Annotated in this window: 19 protein-coding genes; 8 read left to right on the top strand and 11 right to left on the bottom strand. The window is 72.6% G+C overall.

The window, feature by feature from the left end:
* Positions 1 to 6: 6 nt before the first annotated feature.
* The 6 genes from FKD65_RS03975 to FKD65_RS04000 are packed head-to-tail and all read right to left on the bottom strand — an operon-like array spanning position 7 to position 2,313.
* The gene (locus tag FKD65_RS03975; protein WP_141576200.1) at positions 7 to 654 is read right to left on the bottom strand and encodes a hypothetical protein; all 648 of its coding nucleotides are present in this window, start codon (positions 652 to 654) and stop codon (positions 7 to 9) included.
* Positions 651 to 1,175 carry a hypothetical protein gene (locus FKD65_RS03980; protein WP_141576201.1) on the bottom strand — a complete coding sequence of 175 codons (525 nt, stop codon included), beginning with the start codon at positions 1,173 to 1,175 and terminating at the stop codon, positions 651 to 653. The genes FKD65_RS03975 and FKD65_RS03980 overlap by 4 nt, the downstream gene beginning before the upstream one ends.
* Positions 1,172 to 1,537 (bottom strand): hypothetical protein, encoded by a 366-nt coding sequence (locus FKD65_RS03985; RefSeq protein ID WP_141576202.1) that lies wholly within the window; start codon positions 1,535 to 1,537, stop codon positions 1,172 to 1,174. The genes FKD65_RS03980 and FKD65_RS03985 overlap by 4 nt, the downstream gene beginning before the upstream one ends.
* 1 nt (position 1,538) lies before the next feature.
* A complete protein-coding gene (locus tag FKD65_RS03990; RefSeq protein WP_141576203.1) occupies positions 1,539 to 1,784 on the bottom strand; it encodes a hypothetical protein in 246 nt (81 codons plus the stop codon).
* Positions 1,785 to 1,801: 17 nt separating this feature from the next.
* Positions 1,802 to 2,062 (bottom strand): helix-turn-helix domain-containing protein, encoded by a 261-nt coding sequence (locus FKD65_RS03995; RefSeq protein WP_141576204.1) that lies wholly within the window; start codon positions 2,060 to 2,062, stop codon positions 1,802 to 1,804.
* The gene (locus FKD65_RS04000) at positions 2,059 to 2,313 is read right to left on the bottom strand and encodes a helix-turn-helix domain-containing protein (protein ID WP_141576205.1); all 255 of its coding nucleotides are present in this window, start codon (positions 2,311 to 2,313) and stop codon (positions 2,059 to 2,061) included. The genes FKD65_RS03995 and FKD65_RS04000 overlap by 4 nt, the downstream gene beginning before the upstream one ends.
* A 170-nt stretch (positions 2,314 to 2,483) precedes the next feature.
* On the opposite strand from FKD65_RS04000, the gene FKD65_RS04005 reads away from it, so the two are divergent.
* From FKD65_RS04005 to FKD65_RS04015, 3 genes are all read left to right on the top strand, one after another.
* Positions 2,484 to 2,906 carry a helix-turn-helix domain-containing protein gene (locus FKD65_RS04005; protein WP_141576206.1) on the top strand — a complete coding sequence of 141 codons (423 nt, stop codon included), beginning with the start codon at positions 2,484 to 2,486 and terminating at the stop codon, positions 2,904 to 2,906.
* Positions 2,907 to 3,039: 133 nt separating this feature from the next.
* Positions 3,040 to 4,269, top strand: coding sequence for a hypothetical protein (locus tag FKD65_RS04010; protein ID WP_141576207.1), 1,230 nt, complete (start codon positions 3,040 to 3,042; stop codon positions 4,267 to 4,269).
* An 8-nt stretch (positions 4,270 to 4,277) separates the two neighbouring features.
* On the top strand, positions 4,278 to 5,963 hold the full coding sequence (locus FKD65_RS04015) for a hypothetical protein (RefSeq protein WP_141576208.1): 1,686 nt from the start codon (positions 4,278 to 4,280) through the stop codon (positions 5,961 to 5,963).
* Positions 5,964 to 6,077: 114 nt separating this feature from the next.
* Here FKD65_RS04015 and FKD65_RS04020 read toward each other — a convergent pair whose 3' ends face one another.
* The 3 genes from FKD65_RS04020 to FKD65_RS04030 form a co-directional block, all read right to left on the bottom strand.
* On the bottom strand, positions 6,078 to 7,307 hold the full coding sequence (locus FKD65_RS04020; protein ID WP_141576209.1) for an acyl-CoA dehydrogenase family protein: 1,230 nt from the start codon (positions 7,305 to 7,307) through the stop codon (positions 6,078 to 6,080).
* Between the two features lie 111 nt (positions 7,308 to 7,418).
* On the bottom strand, positions 7,419 to 8,402 hold the full coding sequence (locus FKD65_RS04025) for a glucosyl-3-phosphoglycerate synthase (RefSeq protein WP_141576210.1): 984 nt from the start codon (positions 8,400 to 8,402) through the stop codon (positions 7,419 to 7,421).
* A 156-nt stretch (positions 8,403 to 8,558) separates the two neighbouring features.
* Positions 8,559 to 9,995, bottom strand: coding sequence for an XRE family transcriptional regulator (locus tag FKD65_RS04030; protein WP_141586327.1), 1,437 nt, complete (start codon positions 9,993 to 9,995; stop codon positions 8,559 to 8,561).
* Between the two features lie 147 nt (positions 9,996 to 10,142).
* Here FKD65_RS04030 and aceA point away from each other — a divergent pair, with 147 nt between their 5' ends.
* The 5 genes from aceA to FKD65_RS04055 all read left to right on the top strand — a co-directional run bounded on the left by aceA (position 10,143) and on the right by FKD65_RS04055 (position 15,876).
* Positions 10,143 to 11,429, top strand: coding sequence for an isocitrate lyase (gene aceA / locus FKD65_RS04035; protein WP_205718537.1), 1,287 nt, complete (start codon positions 10,143 to 10,145; stop codon positions 11,427 to 11,429).
* A 234-nt stretch (positions 11,430 to 11,663) separates the two neighbouring features.
* Positions 11,664 to 13,181 carry a M1 family metallopeptidase gene (locus FKD65_RS04040; RefSeq protein WP_141576212.1) on the top strand — a complete coding sequence of 506 codons (1,518 nt, stop codon included), beginning with the start codon at positions 11,664 to 11,666 and terminating at the stop codon, positions 13,179 to 13,181.
* A gap of 106 nt (positions 13,182 to 13,287) precedes the next feature.
* The gene (locus FKD65_RS04045; RefSeq protein WP_141576213.1) at positions 13,288 to 14,076 is read left to right on the top strand and encodes an ABC-2 family transporter protein; all 789 of its coding nucleotides are present in this window, start codon (positions 13,288 to 13,290) and stop codon (positions 14,074 to 14,076) included.
* On the top strand, positions 14,069 to 14,884 hold the full coding sequence (locus FKD65_RS04050; RefSeq protein ID WP_240809953.1) for an ABC transporter permease: 816 nt from the start codon (positions 14,069 to 14,071) through the stop codon (positions 14,882 to 14,884). Before FKD65_RS04045 ends, FKD65_RS04050 begins: the two co-directional genes overlap by 8 nt.
* Positions 14,884 to 15,876 carry an ATP-binding cassette domain-containing protein gene (locus FKD65_RS04055; protein WP_240809954.1) on the top strand — a complete coding sequence of 331 codons (993 nt, stop codon included), beginning with the start codon at positions 14,884 to 14,886 and terminating at the stop codon, positions 15,874 to 15,876. The genes FKD65_RS04050 and FKD65_RS04055 overlap by 1 nt, the downstream gene beginning before the upstream one ends.
* On the opposite strand, the gene FKD65_RS04060 is transcribed toward FKD65_RS04055, so the two are convergent.
* Positions 15,825 to 16,490, bottom strand: a complete 666-nt coding sequence (locus tag FKD65_RS04060) for a response regulator (RefSeq protein WP_141576214.1) — start codon at positions 16,488 to 16,490, stop codon at positions 15,825 to 15,827. The two genes, FKD65_RS04055 and FKD65_RS04060, sit on opposite strands and share 52 nt — an antisense overlap.
* On the bottom strand, positions 16,487 to 18,115 hold the full coding sequence (locus tag FKD65_RS04065) for a sensor histidine kinase (protein ID WP_141576215.1): 1,629 nt from the start codon (positions 18,113 to 18,115) through the stop codon (positions 16,487 to 16,489). Before FKD65_RS04065 ends, FKD65_RS04060 begins: the two co-directional genes overlap by 4 nt.
* Positions 18,116 to 18,231: the final 116 nt, after the last annotated feature.

An 18,231-nucleotide genomic window follows, 5' to 3' on the forward strand; every position in this document is an offset into this window, starting at 1 on the left:
GGTACCTCACGACGCACCCCCGTACAGGGCGTCGGCGGCCTCGTTCACGCGCCGCTCGGCGTCGTCCAGGAGGCTCCGCCTGTCCTGGCCGAGGTCGGGCGCGACCTTGTCGTCCTCCACGGCCTCCTGGTGGGTCAGCTCCCCCATCAGCTCGACGAGCTTGAGCAGGCGGGCGGCCTCGCCGAGGCAGGAGTGCTCGGCGGTCTCGGCGAGCGGCTTGGCGAGCATGTCCCGCAGCGCGGCCCGCGTCTGGGTCTCGATCTCCCGGATGGCGTCGGCGTCGGTCAGCCCCTTGCGCACCACTCCCTGGCGCGCCAGGTGGATGCGGCGCAACTGCTCCTCGATCAGCTCGTCGACTTCGTCGCCGTGCTGCTCCCACGCGTTCTGGGCGATGGACAGCAGGTGGTCGCGGGCCCGGTCGCGGCGGACCTTCTCGGCGGCGGGCTCGTCCACGGCCCAGGCGGTCACGGTCCGGTACACCGGCTCGGCGTCCTGCCCCTGGTCGAGGAACTCGGAGACGGTCTGCCGCATCAGGGCCTCGTCGCCGACCGGGACGATCGTGTCGTGCAGGCCGTCGCTGGTGCGGACGGCGTACTCGGTCCGCAGCGCGAGCAGCTCGTACACGGCGCGGGGGTCGGTGCTCTGAAGCGTCATCGCTTCTCACCCGCCTGGGCGCAGTCGAGCAAGTGGCGGTCGCTGACCAGGACGCTGACCGGGCAGTCGCAGGCCGGCCACTGCGGGCACGACCGGGTGTGCACGATCTCGCCGAACGTGGTCGACGCCTTGCACTCGCACACCGGCACGCGGTGCAAGCACGCGACGAGGCCGAACTGCTGGTGGACCTCCTCGGGGCGGTACCCGTAGTCGCCGCCGTCGAGCGGGATCATCCGGACGCGCCAGCCCTCGTCGTTGATGCCGGCGGCGTCCTTGTCGTCGTCGTAGTCGGGCCAGTACTTCTGCGCGAGCCACAGGCCTCCGTCGGCCGTGGACCAGATCTCGCCGGGCCGGGGGTCCTGCGCGGGCATGACGCGCGCCACGGTCACGCCCGGGGCGGACAGCGGCAGCAGCGGAACGTCACGGTCGCCGGTCTCGACGGCCGGGCCGCGGGCGCCGTCGAGAACGACCTTGGAGGTGATGGTGGCCCGGACGGTCTCGCCCTGGTGGTAGGTGCTCATGAGGCGCTCCCTGAGGGAAGAGCGGGCATGGGGGTGGTCGACACGGACAGCGCGAGGGACTCCGGGTCGGGGGTGCACGGCGGCTCGTTGCACACGAACCCGTGCACCCCGCTCACGTAGACCGGGACGGTCGGCAGCGGCCAGCGCTTCCCGCACTTGAGGCACTCGCCGCCGACGGCGGCGTGGTCCTTCATGCGGGTCAGGTTCTGGAGGGCCTGCGCGGTCGCGGTGGGGGCCGCGCCGGCGAGGTAGGCCAGGAGCCACTCGCGGTCGTCGGCGGAGGCCAGGGTGAGCGCCTGCCGCAGCTCCCGTGTGCTGAGGTGCTCACCGCCTCGGCGCGGCTTGGTCCTGAAGGGCCACATTTCAGGCCGCCTCGCGGGTCTTGATCGCGGTCGGCGTGGCAGGGGCGATCGGCCACATGATCGGCTGGTTGCCGTGGAAAGGGATCCGGACGCCCGGGCCCCACATGGCGCAGGCGAACGACTGCGGCGGCGGGGTGATGAAGTGGGTGATCTCGGCGGTGAATCCGTTGCCGGTCCACAGCCGGTCGCCCTGGATGACGTCCGCGCCCTGGACGGGCGTGATGTCGGTGACGGTCTGGACGGTCATGCGTGCCTCCTGGAGGGCTAGGAGTGACGGCGCGAGTCGCGACGCAGCGGGGCTGGGCGGCCCGACGCTCCGTCGCGGATGATCTGGGCGATGTCGGCGTCGCTGAAGGCGATGCGGTTGGTCCCGGCGATGCGGGTGTGGGCGATCTCGCCGCGGCCGGCCTTGTCGCGCAGCGTCCGCGGGGAGGTGCGTCCGCCGAGCAAGGCCGAGGCCTCTTCGGGGGTGTGGAGGTGCGGGCAGCTCTCCTCGCACGCGGCGACGGGCGGGGCGGGTGTCATGCCGAGTCCCGGAGGGTGTCGCCGAGGCTGATCTCGTCGATGTCGACGCCGAGTTCTTCGGCGAGGCGTCTGGCGAGCTGGTCGGAGGGGCGTTTGCGGCCGTGCTCGATGTTGTCGATGTGGCTGTAGGAGCTGCCGCAGCGGGTGGCGAGTTCGCTCTTGCGGAGGCCTCGCTGCTGCCGCAGCTTGCGGATCTTGGCGCCGCGAAGCTTTCGGGTTGCTTCGGCTTCGTCGCCGCTGTGTTGCGCCATGTCCGTCACTGTAGGAAGAGAACGGAAGGTGCGTCAAGCGTTTTCGGAAGAGAAACGAAGCATCGTCGCGAGAACGTTCGAAGGAATCGGAAGAGAAGGATCATCGGGGCCGTAGAGGTAGCGAAACCTCACCTAGACTCTTCCGATCTCTTCCGTCATAGTGGGCAACCATGGAAGACGACTGGCTACGGCTGGCCGATTACTTGGTCACCGAGCGTGTGCACCGCCACCTGGATCTCCGGGACCTCGCCGCGATTACCAAGGTCAGCGAACGTACCCTGGGCAAGATCGAGAACGGTCAGCGCGTCAGCCGAGACACGCTCGCCGCCATCGAGCTCGCCTTCGGCTGGCCGCCCGGGACCTGCCGCAGCATCCTGCTCGGCGGGCAGCCCCCCGCCGCTCCCGACAAGTCACCGGACGCTGTCGCCGACGGCGTGCGATACCCGCCCTGGGCCGCCGGCGACCCGTTCTACGAGCACATCTACCGAGGACCGGCGTCCGATGAGGACAAGCTGGTCGCGATCCGCGCTGTTGTGACGCATCGGGAGGTGACCAGCGGAGCGCACAATGTTCCCGGCAGGAGACGCGCGTGACTGCTACGTTCTTGCAACCTGTAACGGTTTAGATACAAGCACCCGTAAAGGTCAACGTTTCAATCACTTCGCGTATCTCATCTATGTACGGCACCTATGTGGGCCCGGGGGAACGGATCACATAGGACGCGGCATGCCAGACGACGTCGTCGCCCTCCAGCGGCGGATCAAGGAACTACAGGCCCAGGTCGACCACCTGACCTACGAACGCGACATCGCCCGCATCGACCGGCAGTGCGCCATGACCGAACTCGCGCACGCCTACGACCTCCAGCACGCCCAGGTCGACGTGCCGGCAGAGCTGGCGCACGCGCTGCGCAGCGTCTCCCCGCACCGCCTCCAGGCCGTGCACCTCACCATCGGCGGTCACGACCTTCGCGTCCTGGTCGACGGCGCCGCCTACCAGGCCGACCCCGGAGCCGAGGCCCGCGTGTGGAACTGGCTCACCGAGCACACGAGCGAGGCGCCCACGCACTCGCTCACGCGACTGGAGATGCCCGACCGGCTCTACGGGGTCGCGTGGCCGCACGGGCAGATCGCGGTCAGCCTCTCCCTGTCCGGCACGGACGTCGTGGCTGCGCACCGCGCGCTGCGCCCCCGCCGCCAGTGCGGCCTCCTGCGCGCCCTCGGCCTGCTCGCGATCCCCGCCCCGGCCGCAGGGCGCGCCGTGCTGTCGGTGCTGCGCGACGCCCAGGCCACCACGTCCGCCGCGGCCTCGGCGGCCACCACCGCCACCACGACCGCCGTCGGCGCCGCCCTGCCCGCCGTCACCGCGGCGGCGATCTCCTACACGGCCGTCACCTCATGCGCACCCGAGGCGAGCGCCGACACCCGGCCGCCATCCGCAGCGCAGGTCATGGACAGCATGGCGCCCCTGGCCTTCGAACCGCCCGCGCCGGCACCGCGCACCCCCGGCCGCCGCATGACCCCGCTGAAGCCTTCTCAGGACTCCCCCCGCGAGCAGACCTCCAGGGCTCCGGCCAGACCTCTCACCCCTCCGGCGGAGCCCGCAGCACAGCCCAGGCCCGCTCCGGTCCCCGCCGAGACCTCCCCGAGCAAGCCCCCCATTGAGGAGGTCCCGCCAGTCATCGCTGAGCCCCTGCCCGCGACATCCCCGGACGGCGACGCGACCACCCCGCCCACGCCGACTACTCCGAGCCTGCCGGTCGAGCCCGAGGCGCCCGCCCCCACAGAACCAGCCCTCGAGGAGCCGACGCTGGCGGAGCCGGCGCCGGTGGAGTCGACGCCGAGCGCGGATGCGCCGTCCCGGGACGGTGAGCCAGCGGAGAACGGGAGCCCGCTGGAAACCGCCGGGACGCCGACCACCAGCCCGGAGCGGCCCCTCGCGCTGCTCTCCCCTTAGGACACGCTGTGGCATACGCAGAGAAACGCGGCCGGTACTGGCGCGGCCGCTACCGCAACCCCCCGGGCGTGAAACCGGCCCTGGGCACCGTCTCCGCGACCCCGGACGGCTGGCCGTTCACCAGGCGGCGGGACGCCGAGCGCGCAGCCGAGGACAAGGAGAGCGAGCTGCGGCGCCTGGCGTCCCAATGGGACGGGCCGCCCGCCCACGACCTCACCCTGGACCAGTGGAAGCGCGCCCTCGCCGGGCGCCTGCGGGCACGCGGCGGCCGCGACCCCTACGCCGGAGAGATCACCCTGCGGGAATGGGTCGAGTCCAAGTGGCTCCCCGCCCAGGACATCGAAGACTCCAGCAGGGTCGTCTACGACCAGCACCTGCGGCTGCGGATCTTCCCGACCCTCGGGGACTGGCCGATCAACACCCTCTACGACCGCGAGCAGATCCAGGCATGGGAGCTCGCGCTCCGAGGCCGGTACGCGCCCAACACGGTCGACAACGCCCGCAACCTGCTGGCCACCATCCTCGGCGACGCCCGCGACGCCGGCCTGGTCGACGACAACGCCGCCAGCCGCCGCAAGCGCCGCGGCAAGGTCAGCGAACGCCGCCTCCAGGCTTCCCGCGCGGCGCGGCGGTGGGCGACGCCGCTGGAGGCGCTGCTGCTCGCCGAACGGTGCGCCATCCTCACCGGCCGCGACGACGACTTCGTCATGTGGACCGTGTGCGCGTGGTGCGGGCTGCGGTGGGGCGAGGTCATGGGCCTGCAACGCCACCACGTCCTTGAGACCCAACTCGTCGTCGACGTCCAGCTGGCGCCGCCGGACGGGCCGTTCCGGTGCCGGCCGCCCAAGGACGGTTCCATACGCAACAACCATCGCGACTTCTTCGGCGCCGCCGACCTGCCGCCGTCCCTGTCGGCCCTGCTCGACCGGTTCATGACGGCACGCCCCCCGGCCTCGTGCGACTGCCCGGGAGAGGGGTGCGGCGGAGACCGGTTCCTGTTCCTCGCCGAGGACGGCGGCCACCACCTGCACCGCACCTACGCCGGGGGCCGCCCCTGGCAGCAGGCCGCCCGAGGCATGATCCCCGCGCGGCGGCCGCGGCCGGGCCGGTCCGGAGGCGCACCGGCCCGGCCCGTCCTGGTCGACCTCGCCTCGGGATGGCCCGGCGCCCCGCTGGCGCCGGCGTGGCCCGCAGCGACCGGCCCCGACTGGTCACCGCCGTCGGTGCGCGGCATCCCCCGCTACGACCAGCCCGTCGTGGACGCCCTCGCCGTCGACTGCCCCCGCTGCCCCGCCCTGGCCGGCGAGGCCTGCAAGTCCCCCAGCGGCGGCGGGCACACCCACCGGCCCCGCGTCGCCGCCGCCCGCGCGCTCGGGCATGTCCGCGAACTGGTGCTGGCGTCGTGGCTGCCGATCGGGCAGGGGTTGACGCCGCACGGCTTCCGGCACTCCCACCGGGTGTGGCTGGACGAGATCGGCACACCGGCCGTGCTCGCCCACGACCGGCTCGGGCACTCCCTGCCGGGGATCGGCGGGACGTACGCGCACGTGTCCCCGATGATGCGGGAGCAGCTGCGCGAGCGGCTCGAGGCGCTGTGGGTGAAGACCCTCGACGAGCGGCTGGCGTTGGCGCCCCACTCCCGCGTCGGGCTGCTGGACGAGCTTCTGGTCGCCCGCGGCGCGAGCCTTCCATGATCGGCTCCCAATCGGCTCCCAATCTTGGTCGTGGCCCCTCTGGAGACGGCGAGACGGCCGGACCTCCGGGGGATCTTTCTGGAAGGCGGTCCGGCCGTCTGTGCAGGCCAGTTACTATCTGATAGGCAGTCCGGTGACGGTGCGGCCGATCACCAGGCGCTGGATCTCCGAGGTGCCCTCGAAGATCGTGAAGATCTTGGAGTCGCGGTGCATGCGCTCCACGGGGTACTCGCGGGTGTAGCCGTTGCCGCCGAGGATCTGGATGGCCTCCTCGGTGACCTGCACCGACATCTCGCTGGCCATCAGCTTGGCCATCGAGCCTTCGGCGTTCTCGAAGTCCTTGCCGGTGCGCGCCATCCAGGCGGCCCGCCACACCATCAGGCGCGCGGCGTCCAGGCGGCACTTCATGTCGGCCAGCTTGAAGGCGATGGCCTGGAAGTCGCCGATCTTCTTGCCGAACTGCTCGCGCTCCCGGGCGTACTGGAGGGCGTAATCGTAGGCGGCACGGCCGACGCCGAGGGCCATCGCCCCGACCGAGGGGCGGGTGGTCTCGAACGTCTTCATCGCGGCCTGGCCCTTGGAGCTCTTGCCCTCGCGGCTGCGCGCGATGCGCTCGTCGAACCTGTCCTTGCCCCCGACGATCAAATGGGAGGGGATCCGGACGTCGTCCAGGATCACCTCGGCGGTGTGGGACGCGCGGATGCCGTGCTTCTTGAACTTCTGGCCCTGCCGCAGGCCGGGGGTGCCGGGCGGGACGATGAAGCTGGCCTGGCCGCGGCTGCCGAGGTCGGGGTGCACCGAGGCGACGATGACGTGGACGTCGGCGATGCCGCCGTTGGTCGCCCAGGTCTTGGTGCCGTTCAGCACCCACTCGTCCTTGGCCTCGTCGAAGACGGCGCGGGTGCGGATCGAGCCGACGTCGCTGCCGGCGTCGGGCTCGGACGCGCAGAACGCGCCGAGCTTGATGTCGTCGGCGGTGCCGAACATCTGCGGCACCCACTCGCTGACCTGCTCGGGGGTGCCCACGGCGGCGACGGAGGCGGCGGCGAGACCGGTCCCCACGATCGAGAGGGCGATGCCGGCGTCGCCCCAGAACAGCTCCTCGAACGCCACCGGGATGCCGAGGCCGGTCGGCTCCAGCCACTGGGTGGCGAAGAAGTCGAGGGAGTAGATGCCGACCTTGGAGGCCTCCTGGATCAGCGGCCAGGGGGTCTCCTCGCGCTCGTCCCACTCCTCCGCGGCGGGACGGATGACGTCCTTGGCGAACTCGTGCACCCAGTCCCTGACCTCGCGAACGTCCTCGCTGGGCTCCAGCGAGAACGGCGCCTGCTCCGCACTCGTCATGATTAATTGACCCTCTCTCCAATATGACCTGTTACCAACGGTAGCACCATCCGGCGTTACCACGGGTAACACAGCGGCCGGCTCCCGGAGCGGGGAGCCCGGAGAGGGCCTTCATCCCCGGCCGGGAGTGAAGGTCCGGGCGGCCGCGTAGCCGGGGACCTCGATCATCGGCGGGCGCTCCCCCACGGCCACGTCGGCCGTGCGGGCGTCATGCCCGTCCGCGCCGCGCCGGAACCGGGTGAGCCCGGTGGAGGGGGCGGCGAGGGGGATCATCCGGCCGTGCCGCTCCAGCCGCGACCAGGCGGTCAGCATGATCTGGCCCGACATCGCCCCGAGCGCCTCGGTGGACTGGTGCGCGTGGACCCGGCGGCCGAGGTCGACCTGGGCGATCGCGTCGAGCCCGGAGTCCTGGTAGACGTCCAGCAGCAGGCCGAGCTCGACCCCGTAGCCGGTCACGAACGGCAGCCGCTCCAGCAGCGCGCGGCGGCCCGCGTACTCGCCGCCGAGCGGCTGCATGACACCGGCCAGCAGCGGCCAGTGGAGGTTGATCAGGGGGCGCGCGACCAGTTCGGTCACCCGGCCCCCGCCGCCCTCGACGCGCCGCTCCCCCTCGACCAGCGGCCGGTCGTAGCAGCCCTTGACGTAGCCGACGGACGGGTCGGTGAGCAGGGGGCCGAGCAGCCCCGTCACGTAGGACGAGGTGAACTCGCGCAGGTCGGCGTCCACGAACACGATCAGGTCGCCGGACGTCGCGGCGAGGGACTTCCACAGGGCCTCGCCCTTGCCGGACATGCGGCCCTGCTCCGGCAGGACGGCGTCCTGCGCCACCACCTCCGCGCCGGCCGCGGCGGCGACGGCGGCGGTCCGGTCGGCGGAGCGCGAGTCGACGACGACGATCTCGTCCACCAGCGGGACCCGCTCGACGAGGTCGGTGCGGACGGCCGCGACGATCGCGCCGACCGTCGCCTCCTCGTCGCGCGCGGGCAGCACGACGCTGATCCTGGTCGCGCCCTTGGCGGCGAGCAGGAGGCGCGGCGGCCAGTCCTCCGCCGCACTCGTACGGCGGGCCAACCACGACGCGACCTCGGGCAGCACGCGCCCTCCCTTCCGTGCGGGGCGGCCTGGACCGGGCGTCCTGCGGCCGGGGATCCCCTCACCTACTAGGAAACGCCGGATCCCCCCAGATCATTCACCGTTCCGGCGCCGGGCGGCGAACCGACCCGAAGGTTTAACGCGGCCACAACACACCCGTCATTCGGCGGCGTGCCGGTCGAGGAACTCGTAGACGTCCGCCTCGTCGACGCCGGGGAACGCCCCCGGCGGCAGGACCGACAGGACGTGCGAGTGCGCCCGCGCCGACGGCCACGCCATCCCCTCCCACCGGTCGGACAGGGCCTTCGGGGGCCGCTGGCAGCAGTCGCCGTCCGGGCAGGCCGACCTGACCCGCCGGGTCGTCTCCCGCCCGCGGAACCAGCGGGAGTCCTCGAAGCGGACGCCCAGCGTGATGGCGAAGTCGCGCTCGTGGCTGGGGTCGATGTGCGACAGGCACCAGTACGTCCCGTTCGGGGTGTCGGTGTACTGGTAGTAGACGGAGTAGCGGTCGGCGGCGCCGAACACGTGCCGCCCGGCCCACTCCCGGCACATCCGCTGGCCCTCGATCGCGCCGTCCTCGTCCTGCGGGAAGGCCAGGCCGTCGTTCGCGTACGCCTTGTAGATCGTGCCGTTCTCGTCGTTCTTGGTGAAGTGCAGCTGCAGGTCGAGGTGGTGTGTGGCGACGTTGGTGAAGCGGTGGGCGGCCATCTCGTAGGAGACGGAGAACACGTCCGCCAGGTCCTCCACCGACAGCTCCCGGGCGGCCTTGGCCTCCTGCAGGAACGGGACGACGGTGCGCTCGGGCATGAGGATCGCGGCGCCGAAGTAGTTGGCCTCGACGCGCTGGCGCAGGAAGTCGGCGAAGTCGCGCGGCTGGTCGTGGTCGAGCGCGATGTGCCCGAGGGTCTGGAGCAGGATCGTGCGCGGGGTGTGCATGCCGAGCTGCTCGCGCTCCAGGTAGATCCGCCGGTTGCGCAGGTCGGTGACCGAGCGGACCGAGCGCGGCAGGTCCTGGACGTACTGGAGGCTGAAGCCGAAGTGCCCGACCAGCGTCATGAGCAGGCCCTGCGACACCGCGCCGCGCCGGTACCCGACCGAGTCGAGCGTCTGGGAGGCGACGCGCTCGATGTCGGCGAAGTGGTTGCCGCGCTCGTGCATCTGGCGCCGCAGCTCGGCGTTGGCCTTGCGCGCCTCCTCGGGGCTCGCGGTGGGCTTGGTGCGGCTGCGTTTGAGCTCCCCGTACAGGGCGAGGATGTGCTCGATGACCTCGTTCGGCATCCGCTTTCCGACCTTGAGGTGCGACAGGCCGAGGGTCCGGTACAGCGGGTCGCGCTGGGCCTCCTCCAGCTGGATCTCCAGCTGGGCGCGCCGGCTCGGGGGCTGGCGGCGCAGCAGCTCCTCCACCGGGCATTCCAGCGCGGCGGCGAGGGCCTGCAGCAGCGAGAGCTTGGGCTCGCGCCGCCCGTTCTCCAGCAGTGACAGCTGGGACGGGGCGCGGCCGACGCGCTCGCCGAGCTCCGACAGCGTCAGGCCGCGGGCGCGCCGCAGATGGCGGAGCCGCTGCCCGAACGTGACGAGATCCACGTCACTCGTCAAGTTGAAGGGTTCTTCTGCCTGCAAGGTCGTCACCGCTTCATCATAGCGGAAATTTCGCACTTCTTCTGTTACTCGCCAGTTCATAACGGGGTTGCACCGAGGGCATAGTCGTGAACGAGCACCCAGGGGACGACACGGAAGGGCAAGATGATGAGCGAAAGTCGCCTCAAGGGCGCAGCCGAGGAGCTGCAGCGACAGTGGGAGACCGACCCGCGGTGGAAGGGCGTCGAGCGGACCTACACGGCCGAGGACGTCGTCCGGATCCGCGGCTCGGTCCAGGAGGAGCACACCCTCGCGCGTCTCGGCGCCGAGCGGCTGTGGAAGCTCCTCCACGAGGAGGACTACGTCCACTCCCTCGGCGCGCTGACGGGTCTGCAGGCCGTCCAGCAGGTGAAGGCGGGCCTGAAGGCCATCTACCTGTCCGGCTGGCAGGTCGCGGCGGACGCCAACCTGGCGGGCCAGACCTACCCGGACCAGAGCATCTACCCGGCGAACTCGGTCCCGGCCGTCGTGCGCCGCATCAACAACGCGCTGCTGCGCGCCGACCAGGTCCAGTGGGCCGAGGGTGAGGGCGACACGCACTTCCTCGCCCCGATCGTGGCCGACGCCGAGGCCGGCTTCGGCGGCGTGCTGAACGCCTTCGAGCTGATGAAGGGCATGATCGCCGCGGGCGCCGCGGGCGTGCACTGGGAGGACCAGCTGGCCTCCGAGAAGAAGTGCGGCCACCTCGGCGGCAAGGTCCTCATCCCGACCTCGCAGCACATCAAGACCCTCAACACCGCGCGCCTGGCCGCGGACATCTCGGGCACCCCGTCCCTGATCATCGCGCGGACCGACGCTGAGGCCGCGACCCTGATCACGACGGACGTGGACGAGCGCGACCGCGAGTTCACCACCGGCGAGCGCACGGCCGAGGGCTTCTACCGCGTCCGCAACGGCATCGAGCCCTGCATCGCCCGCGCCAAGGCCTACGCGCCGTACTCCGACCTCATCTGGATGGAGACCGGCACCCCGGACCTGGAGCAGGCCCGCAGGTTCGCCGAGGCCGTGAAGGCCGAGTACCCGGACCAGATGCTGGCCTACAACTGCTCGCCGTCCTTCAACTGGAAGGCGCACCTGGACGACGCGACCATCGCCAAGTTCCAGCGCGAGCTCGGCCACATGGGTTTCAAGTTCCAGTTCATCACCCTGGCCGGGTTCCACGCGCTCAACTACGGCATGTTCGACCTGGCGCACGGCTACGCCCGCGAGGGCATGACGGCCTACGTCGACCTGCAGGAGCGCGAGTTCGCGGCGGCCGAGAAGGGCTTCACCGCGGTCAAGCACCAGCGCGAGGCCGGCACCGGCTACTTCGACATGGTCAGCACCGCGATCAACCCCGAGTCCTCCACGACGGCCCTGAAGGGCTCGACGGAGGAGGGCCAGTTCCACTGACCCTCGCCGGCCGGCGCCGCCGGCCCCGCTCTCCGGCCTGATCCCCAGGACCCCGAAGGCCCCCGCGTCCCTACACCCGCGGGGGCCTTACGGCGTCCCGGCACGCCCGCGCGCCCCTCCCGCCCCATCCGGCCCCCCTTACGTTCCGGCCACATTCGGCTATGGAACTCGACAAACGCGCCACGGGGGCGCATTGTGGCCCCGCCAGTCGATCTCTCCGAGAGAGGACCCCTGATGGCGCGTCACCCCCGGTTCATCCGGTCCCGGGCGATCCCCGGCCGGATGCTGCCGCTCGCCGTCGCCGCGGTGAGCGTCGTCGCGCTCGCGCCCGCCGCATCCGCGGGCGGGCCCGGCCACCACGGGCGCTACACCCCCGGCGCCTCCGGTGTAGGCGACCCCTACTTCCCGCTGGAGGGCAACGGCGGCTACGACGTCCGGCACTACTCGCTGGACCTCGGTTACGATCCCGACTTCGACCAGCTCGACGGCACCGTGACCGTCACCGCGCGCGCCACCCAGAACCTGTCGCGGTTCGACCTCGACCTGTCCGGTATGGACGTCGACAAGGTCTGGGTCGACCACCGCCGGGCCCGCTACGAGCGGCGCGGCCAGGAGCTGGTCATCACGCCGCCCCAGGGCCTGCGGAAGGGGCGGACCTTCACCGCCGTCATCAGGTACGGCGGAGTGCCGCAGACCATCGTCGGCTCGCCGATCGTGTTCGGCTCCCCATACGGCTTCCTGCACACCCCCGACGGCGCGTTCGTCGGCGGCGAGCCGAACGGCGCCAGCACCTGGTTCCCCGTCAACGACCACCCGAGCGACAAGGCCACCTACGACTACACCATCACGGTGCCGCAGGGCCTCACCGCCGTCGCCAACGGGCGCCCGGCGGGCCACCGCTCCACCGTCGCCGCTTTCAGCCGGCGCGCGGCCAAGAGCCGCGCCGAGGTCTTCAAGTGGCGCGAGGACAGCCCCATGGCGAGCTACCTCACCACGATCGACATCGGCAAGTGGAACGTGAAGCAGGGCCGCACGCCGGGCGGCGTCCCCAACTACACGGCCGTCGACCCAGAACTGCTCGCCGCGCAGCCCGACGCGGTGAACTTCTTCTACGGCACCACCAGCGAGGTCACCGACCTCTGGTCGAAGACGTTCGGGAAGTACGCGTTCGGCAGCACCGGCGCGATCGCCGACGACGCCCGGTTCAACGGCCAGCCGCTCGGGTTCTCCCTGGAGACGCAGAGCAAGCCGGTCTACTCGGCGGTGCGCGACACCGGCACCATCGCGCACGAGCTCGCGCACCAGTGGTTCGGCGACGCGGTCTCCCCCGCCCGGTGGCGGGACGTCTGGCTGAACGAGAGCTTCGCCACCTGGTCCGCGTGGTACTACACCGAGGTGCACGGCGGCCGCTCCGTGCACGACGCGGCCCGCGCCACCTACGCCGCCCGCCCCTTCCCCGACCGCGCGGGCCGGCCGTACTGGTCGGTGCTCACCGCCGACCCGCAGCGCGACACCATGTTCAACGACCGCGTCTACAGCGGCGGCGGCATGATGCTGCAGTTCCTCCGCGAGAAGATCGGCGACGAGAGGTTCTTCACCCTGCTCCGGACCTGGTACGCGCAGCACAAGTACGGCAACGCCAGGACCGAGCAGTTCACGGCGCTGGCCCAGCGGGTCGCCGGCCAGGACCTGAGCGGCTTCTTCAAGGACTGGCTCTACTCCCCCGTCAAGCCCGACATCCCGCAGGGCTGACCCCCCTCCCGCCCCTGGACCGGGCCTCCGGCGAGACGCGCCGGGGGCCCGGTTCTGTGCGAAAGTACGTGGTCGGAACCGGGCCCCCTGTCTAGGCTTCCGGCAAGTGGGGGTTCTTCCGTGGGTCTGGTGGTACGGGTTCCGCCGCCACACCGCCTATCCGCTCGGATCCCTGACCGAGTCGCTCACCAACACGATGTTCGGCTTCATGCGCGCCTACGTCCTGCTGGCGCTGTGGGAGGTCCGGCCGTCCCTCGGCGGGTACGCGGCCGCCGATGCCGTGACGTTCTGCTTCGTCACCCAGGCCCTGATCGGGCCGGTGCAGGTCTTCGGCGGGATGGAGCTGACCGAGCGCATCCGCAACGGGGACGTCGCGATCGACCTGCACCGGCCGGCCGGGCTGCAGGGCTGGTGGCTGGCCCACGACCTCGGGCGCGCGGCGAGCTCGCTGGTGCTGCGCTCGGGCCCGCCGCTGCTGGCCGGGGCCCTGGCGTTCCCGTTCCGGTGGCCGGCCCCGGCGAACCTGGCGGCGTTCGCGGCGGCGCTGGTGCTCGCGACGGTGGTGAGCTTCGGGCTGCGCTACCTGGTGGCGATGGGGATGTTCTGGCTGCACGACGACCGCGGCCTGAGCGCCGTCACGCTCGTCATGTCGCTGTTCTTCTCCGGGATGATCCTGCCGCTCGTCGTCTTCCCAGGGCGGCTCGGCGAGGTCGCCGAGATGCTGCCGTGGGCGGCGCAGATCCAGGTGCCGGCCGACGTGTTCCTCGGCCGGCACGAGGGCGCCGGGCTGGCCGGCGCGCTGGCGTTCCAGGCGGGGTGGGCGGCACTGCTGCTCGGGGCGGGCGCGCTGGTCACGCGGGCGGCCCGGCGGAGGCTGGTGGTGCACGGTGGCTGATCCGGCGGCCGGCGCGCTGCGCGCGTACGGGCTGCTCGCCTGGACGTGGATCCGGGCGGCGGCGCAGTACCCCGTCTCGATGGTGCTCCTCGGCCTGGCCACGGCGGTCGTCTCCGTGCTGGACGCCGCCGCGATCATGGTGCTGTTCTCCCGGGCGCCGCGCATCGCCGGGTTCGGCGTGCACGAGGTCCTGTTCCTGTACGGCACGTCGGCCCTGTCCTTCGCGCTCTCCGACATCGTCCTCGGGACGACCGAGCGGCTCGGGGCCCACGTGCGCGAGGGGACGCTGGACGCGATGCTGGTGCGCCCGGTGAGCCCGCTGGTCCAGATCGCGACGGAGGGGTTCACGCCCCGGCGGCTCGGCAAGCTCGTCCCGGCGGTGCTGGTGCTCGGGTACGCGCTCGGCCGGCTGGACGTCGCCTGGACGCCGGGCCGGCTCGCGATGGTCCCGGTCATGGTGCTGTCCGGAGCGGCGATCTTCGGCGGGCTGTGGGTGCTGACGGGCGCGGTGCAGTTCGTGCTCGTCGACAGCCACGGGGCGAGCAAGTCGCTCACCTACGGCGGCGCGTTCCTCACCCAGTACCCGATGACGATGTTCGCCCGCGACCTGGTCCGCGGGGTGACGTTCGCCGTGCCGCTGGCGTTCGTCAACTGGCAGCCCGCGCTGTACGTCCTGGACCGGCCCGACCCGCTCGGGCTGCCGGGCGCGGCGCGGTTCGCCTCCCCGGCGGTCGCCGCCGTGCTGTGCGGGGCGGCGGCCGCGGCGTGGCGGGCGGGCCTGCGGCACTACCGATCGACAGGGAGCTGATGGCGGTGCCGATGATCGAGGCCGAGGACGTGGTCAAGTCCTTCACCGTGCGGGCGCGCTCGGGCGCCCTGCGGCGGACGCGGCGGCGGCTGCACGCCGTGGACGGGGTGTCCTTCACGGTGGAGCGGGGCGAGTTCGTCGGCTACCTCGGCCCGAACGGGGCGGGCAAGTCGACGACGATCAAGATGCTCACCGGGATCCTCACCGCGTCCTCGGGCACCCTGCGGGTGTGCGGGCTGGACCCGTCGCGGCGCCGGACGACGCTCGCGCGCCGCATCGGGGTGGTGTTCGGGCAGCGGACCACGCTGTGGTGGGACCTCCCGCTGCGCTCCAGCCTGGCGCTCGTCCGGCGGCTCTACCGGGTCGAGGCCGCCGCGCACCGCGCCCGGCTCGCGGAGCTGACCGCGCTGCTGGAGCTGGAGCCGTTCCTGGACACCCCCGTCCGGCAGCTCAGCCTCGGCCAGCGGATGCGGGGCGACCTCGCCGCCGCGCTGCTGCACGACCCCGAGCTGCTCGTGCTGGACGAGCCGACGATCGGCCTGGACGTGGTGAGCAAGGCGACCGTCCGCGACTTCCTGGAACGCGTCAACACCGAGCGCGGCACCACGATCCTGCTGACCACGCACGACCTCGGCGACATCGAGCGGCTCTGCCGCCGCGTCATGATCATCGACCACGGCCGGCTCGCCTACGACGGCGGGCTGGACGAGCTGCGCCGCACCGTGGCCACCGACCGGCTGCTGGTCGTGGAGCTGGCCCGGCCGGCCCCGCCGATCAGGCTGGACGGGATCGAGGCCGAGCGGGTGGAGGGCCCGCGGCAGTGGCTGCGGCTCCCGGGCGCGGCGAACGCGGCGGCCGTGGTCGCCGCGCTGGCCCGCGACCACGAGGTCCGCGACATCTCGTTGCGGGAGGCGGGCATCGAGGAGGTCCTCGCAGGCCTCTACCGGGGCGACCACGCGTACTGGTGCTCGGGCCGGCCCGTGGCGCCGTAGCGGAGGGTCACCACGACCCGCCCGGCCTCGGCGAGGGCCGCGAGGTAGCGCTGCGCGGTGGCGCGGGAGATGCCGACCTCGTCGGCGATCTCGGCCGCCGAGCGCGGCGCGTCCGCCCGCGCCAGCGCGTCGCTGACCAGCCGCGTCGTCACCGGCGACTGGCCCTTGGGCGCGGGCGTGCGGGCGTGCAGCGGCGCGTACAGGGCGCGCACCGCGTCGTCGAGGGCCGCCTGGGAGAGCTCGTTCCCGCCGGACAGCGCCTGCCGGTACCGGGCGTAGGCGGTGAGCCGCTCGTTGAGCGCGGCGGCGGTGAACGGCTTGACCAGGTAGTGCAGGGCGCCGCGCCGGAACGCCTCCCGCACGGCGCGCGGGTCGGCGGCGGCCGTCGCCATGATGACGTCGGCGTCCAGATCGGGCAGCAGGGTGAGGCCCGAGGCGTCCGGCAGGTAGACGTCCAGCAGGACGAGGTCGGGCCGCAGCTCGGCGGCCATGGACCTGGCCTGGGCGGCGGTGTGGGCGAGCCCCGCGACCGCGAAGCCCCGCAGCGCCGCCACGAATCCGGCATGGACCTGCGCGACGCGGAAGTCGTCGTCCACCACGAGCACGTCGATCACCGCACCGCCTCCGCGCCCAGCACCCCGGGGAGCCGCGCGACCGCCACGGCTCCGCCGCCGTCCGGACCGCCCGCCCCGGCGTCCACGAACGCCACGTCGCCGCCACGGGCGCGGGCGGTGCGGCGCGCGAGGCCGAGGCCGAGTCCGCGCGAGCGGCCCGCGGCGATGTCGCGGGTGGAGACGCCGTCGTCGAACACGGCGTCGCGGAGCCCGTCCGGCAGGCCGTCGCCGGAGTCGGCGACGGTGACGTGCAGGTCGCGGCCGTCGCCGAGCAGCTCCACCTCGACGCGGGCGGGCCGCCGCCGCCCGAGCCGCGCGGCCTCGACGGCGTTGTCGACGAGGTTCCCGACGACGGTGGTCACGTCCAGGGGGTCGGCGACGCGGCCCGGCACGTAGCTGCCGGCGCCGATGTCGAGCCGGACGCCCTTCTCCGCGGCGACGGCGGACTTGGCCGACAGGAAGGCGCGCAGGTACGGGTCCGACAGGGGGTCGGGCAGGTTGTCGGGCGCCGGGGCGCGACGTGCGGCGTCCTCCATCAGGGTGCCGACGTAGTCGGCCGCCTCCTCGCTGTGGCCCAGCTGGAGCAGGCCGGACAGGGTGTGCAGCCGGTTGGCGTACTCGTGGCGCTGCGCGCGGAGCGCGTCGAACAGGGTGCTGACCGAGTCCAGTTCGCGCGCGAGGGTCTCCAGGTCGGTGCGGTCGCGCAGGGTGATGACGGCGCCGAGGTCGCGGCGGTGCCTGCGGACCTCCCGCCGGTTGACGACGAGGACGCGCTCCCCGGCGGTGACGAACAGGTTCACGGCGTCGCGCCGCCCCGTCAGGACGTCCCGCAGCGTCCCCTCTGGGGCGAGGCCCCCGGCGGGCGCGCCGCGCTCCGGCGCGACGCCGAGCAGGCGGGACGCCTCGTCGTTGCAGACGGCGATCCGGCCCGCGGTGTCGACGGCCACGACGCCCTCGCCGACGCCGTGCAGCACCGCCTCCCGCTCGTGGACCAGCTCCACCAGCTCGTACGGTTCGAGGCCGAGCGTCTGGCGCTTCAGCCTGCGGCCGATCGCGGCGGACGCGACGACGCCGAGCAGGACGGCCCCGGCGACGAACAGCGTCATCTCGCGCAGCACGTGCCCGAGTTCGCGGTCGATGGCGCGGGCGTCGAACCCGACGCTGACCTCGCCGAGGATCCGCCCGTCCGGCCCGTACAGGGGCACCTTGCCGCGCGCGGACAGCCCGAGCGTGCCGCGCTCGACGCGGACGACCTCCCGCCCCGCCAGGGCGTCGGACGGGTCGGTGCTCACGTGCCGGCCGAGCTCCCGCCGGTTCGGGTGGGACAGGCGCAGGCCGCGGTTGTCGGTCACCACGACGAAGAGCGCCCCCGTGCGGACCCGGACGCGCTCGGCGCGGTCCTGGACGATCCCGCCGGGATCGCCCGCGGCGACCGCCGCCGCGATCTGCGGGTCGACGGCGAGGCTGCGGGCGACCGTGAGCGCCCGCTGGCCGTACTGGTCGCGCAGCCGGCCGTCGAGCATCCAGGCGACGAGCCCGTACCCGAGGACCGCCACCACGACGACCACGCCCACCTGCAGGATCAGCACCTGGCGGGCGAAGGTGATGCGGGGCCGGACGGACATGACGTGCACCGTAGACCATGGCGGCCCGGCCGCCCAGACCCCGCGTGAGCAGAACGCGCAGAAGCCCGGCTAACGCGCTCAACGTGGGGATTCGCGGCTTGCGAGCACATCGCGGG

The organism is Actinomadura sp. WMMA1423, from assembly GCF_006547145.1.
Taxonomy (GTDB): domain Bacteria; phylum Actinomycetota; class Actinomycetes; order Streptosporangiales; family Streptosporangiaceae; genus Spirillospora.

Excerpts from the sequence above, each read along its gene's own strand:
- FKD65_RS03980 (WP_141576201.1), bottom strand. The coding sequence starts at position 1,175 with ATGAGCACCTACCACCAGGGCGAGACCGTCCGGGCCACCATCACCTCC.
- FKD65_RS03990 (WP_141576203.1), bottom strand. The coding sequence starts at position 1,784 with ATGACCGTCCAGACCGTCACCGACATCACGCCCGTCCAGGGCGCGGAC.
- aceA (WP_205718537.1), top strand. The coding sequence starts at position 10,143 with ATGATGAGCGAAAGTCGCCTCAAGGGCGCAGCCGAGGAGCTGCAGCGA.
- FKD65_RS04065 (WP_141576215.1), bottom strand. The coding sequence starts at position 18,115 with ATGTCCGTCCGGCCCCGCATCACCTTCGCCCGCCAGGTGCTGATCCTG.
- FKD65_RS03985 (WP_141576202.1), bottom strand. The coding sequence starts at position 1,537 with ATGTGGCCCTTCAGGACCAAGCCGCGCCGAGGCGGTGAGCACCTCAGC.
- FKD65_RS03975 (WP_141576200.1), bottom strand. The coding sequence starts at position 654 with ATGACGCTTCAGAGCACCGACCCCCGCGCCGTGTACGAGCTGCTCGCG.
- FKD65_RS04040 (WP_141576212.1), top strand. The coding sequence starts at position 11,664 with ATGGCGCGTCACCCCCGGTTCATCCGGTCCCGGGCGATCCCCGGCCGG.
- FKD65_RS04055 (WP_240809954.1), top strand. The coding sequence starts at position 14,884 with ATGGCGGTGCCGATGATCGAGGCCGAGGACGTGGTCAAGTCCTTCACC.
- FKD65_RS04000 (WP_141576205.1), bottom strand. The coding sequence starts at position 2,313 with ATGGCGCAACACAGCGGCGACGAAGCCGAAGCAACCCGAAAGCTTCGC.
- FKD65_RS04020 (WP_141576209.1), bottom strand. The coding sequence starts at position 7,307 with ATGACGAGTGCGGAGCAGGCGCCGTTCTCGCTGGAGCCCAGCGAGGAC.
- FKD65_RS03995 (WP_141576204.1), bottom strand. The coding sequence starts at position 2,062 with ATGACACCCGCCCCGCCCGTCGCCGCGTGCGAGGAGAGCTGCCCGCAC.
- FKD65_RS04010 (WP_141576207.1), top strand. The coding sequence starts at position 3,040 with ATGCCAGACGACGTCGTCGCCCTCCAGCGGCGGATCAAGGAACTACAG.
- FKD65_RS04005 (WP_141576206.1), top strand. The coding sequence starts at position 2,484 with ATGGAAGACGACTGGCTACGGCTGGCCGATTACTTGGTCACCGAGCGT.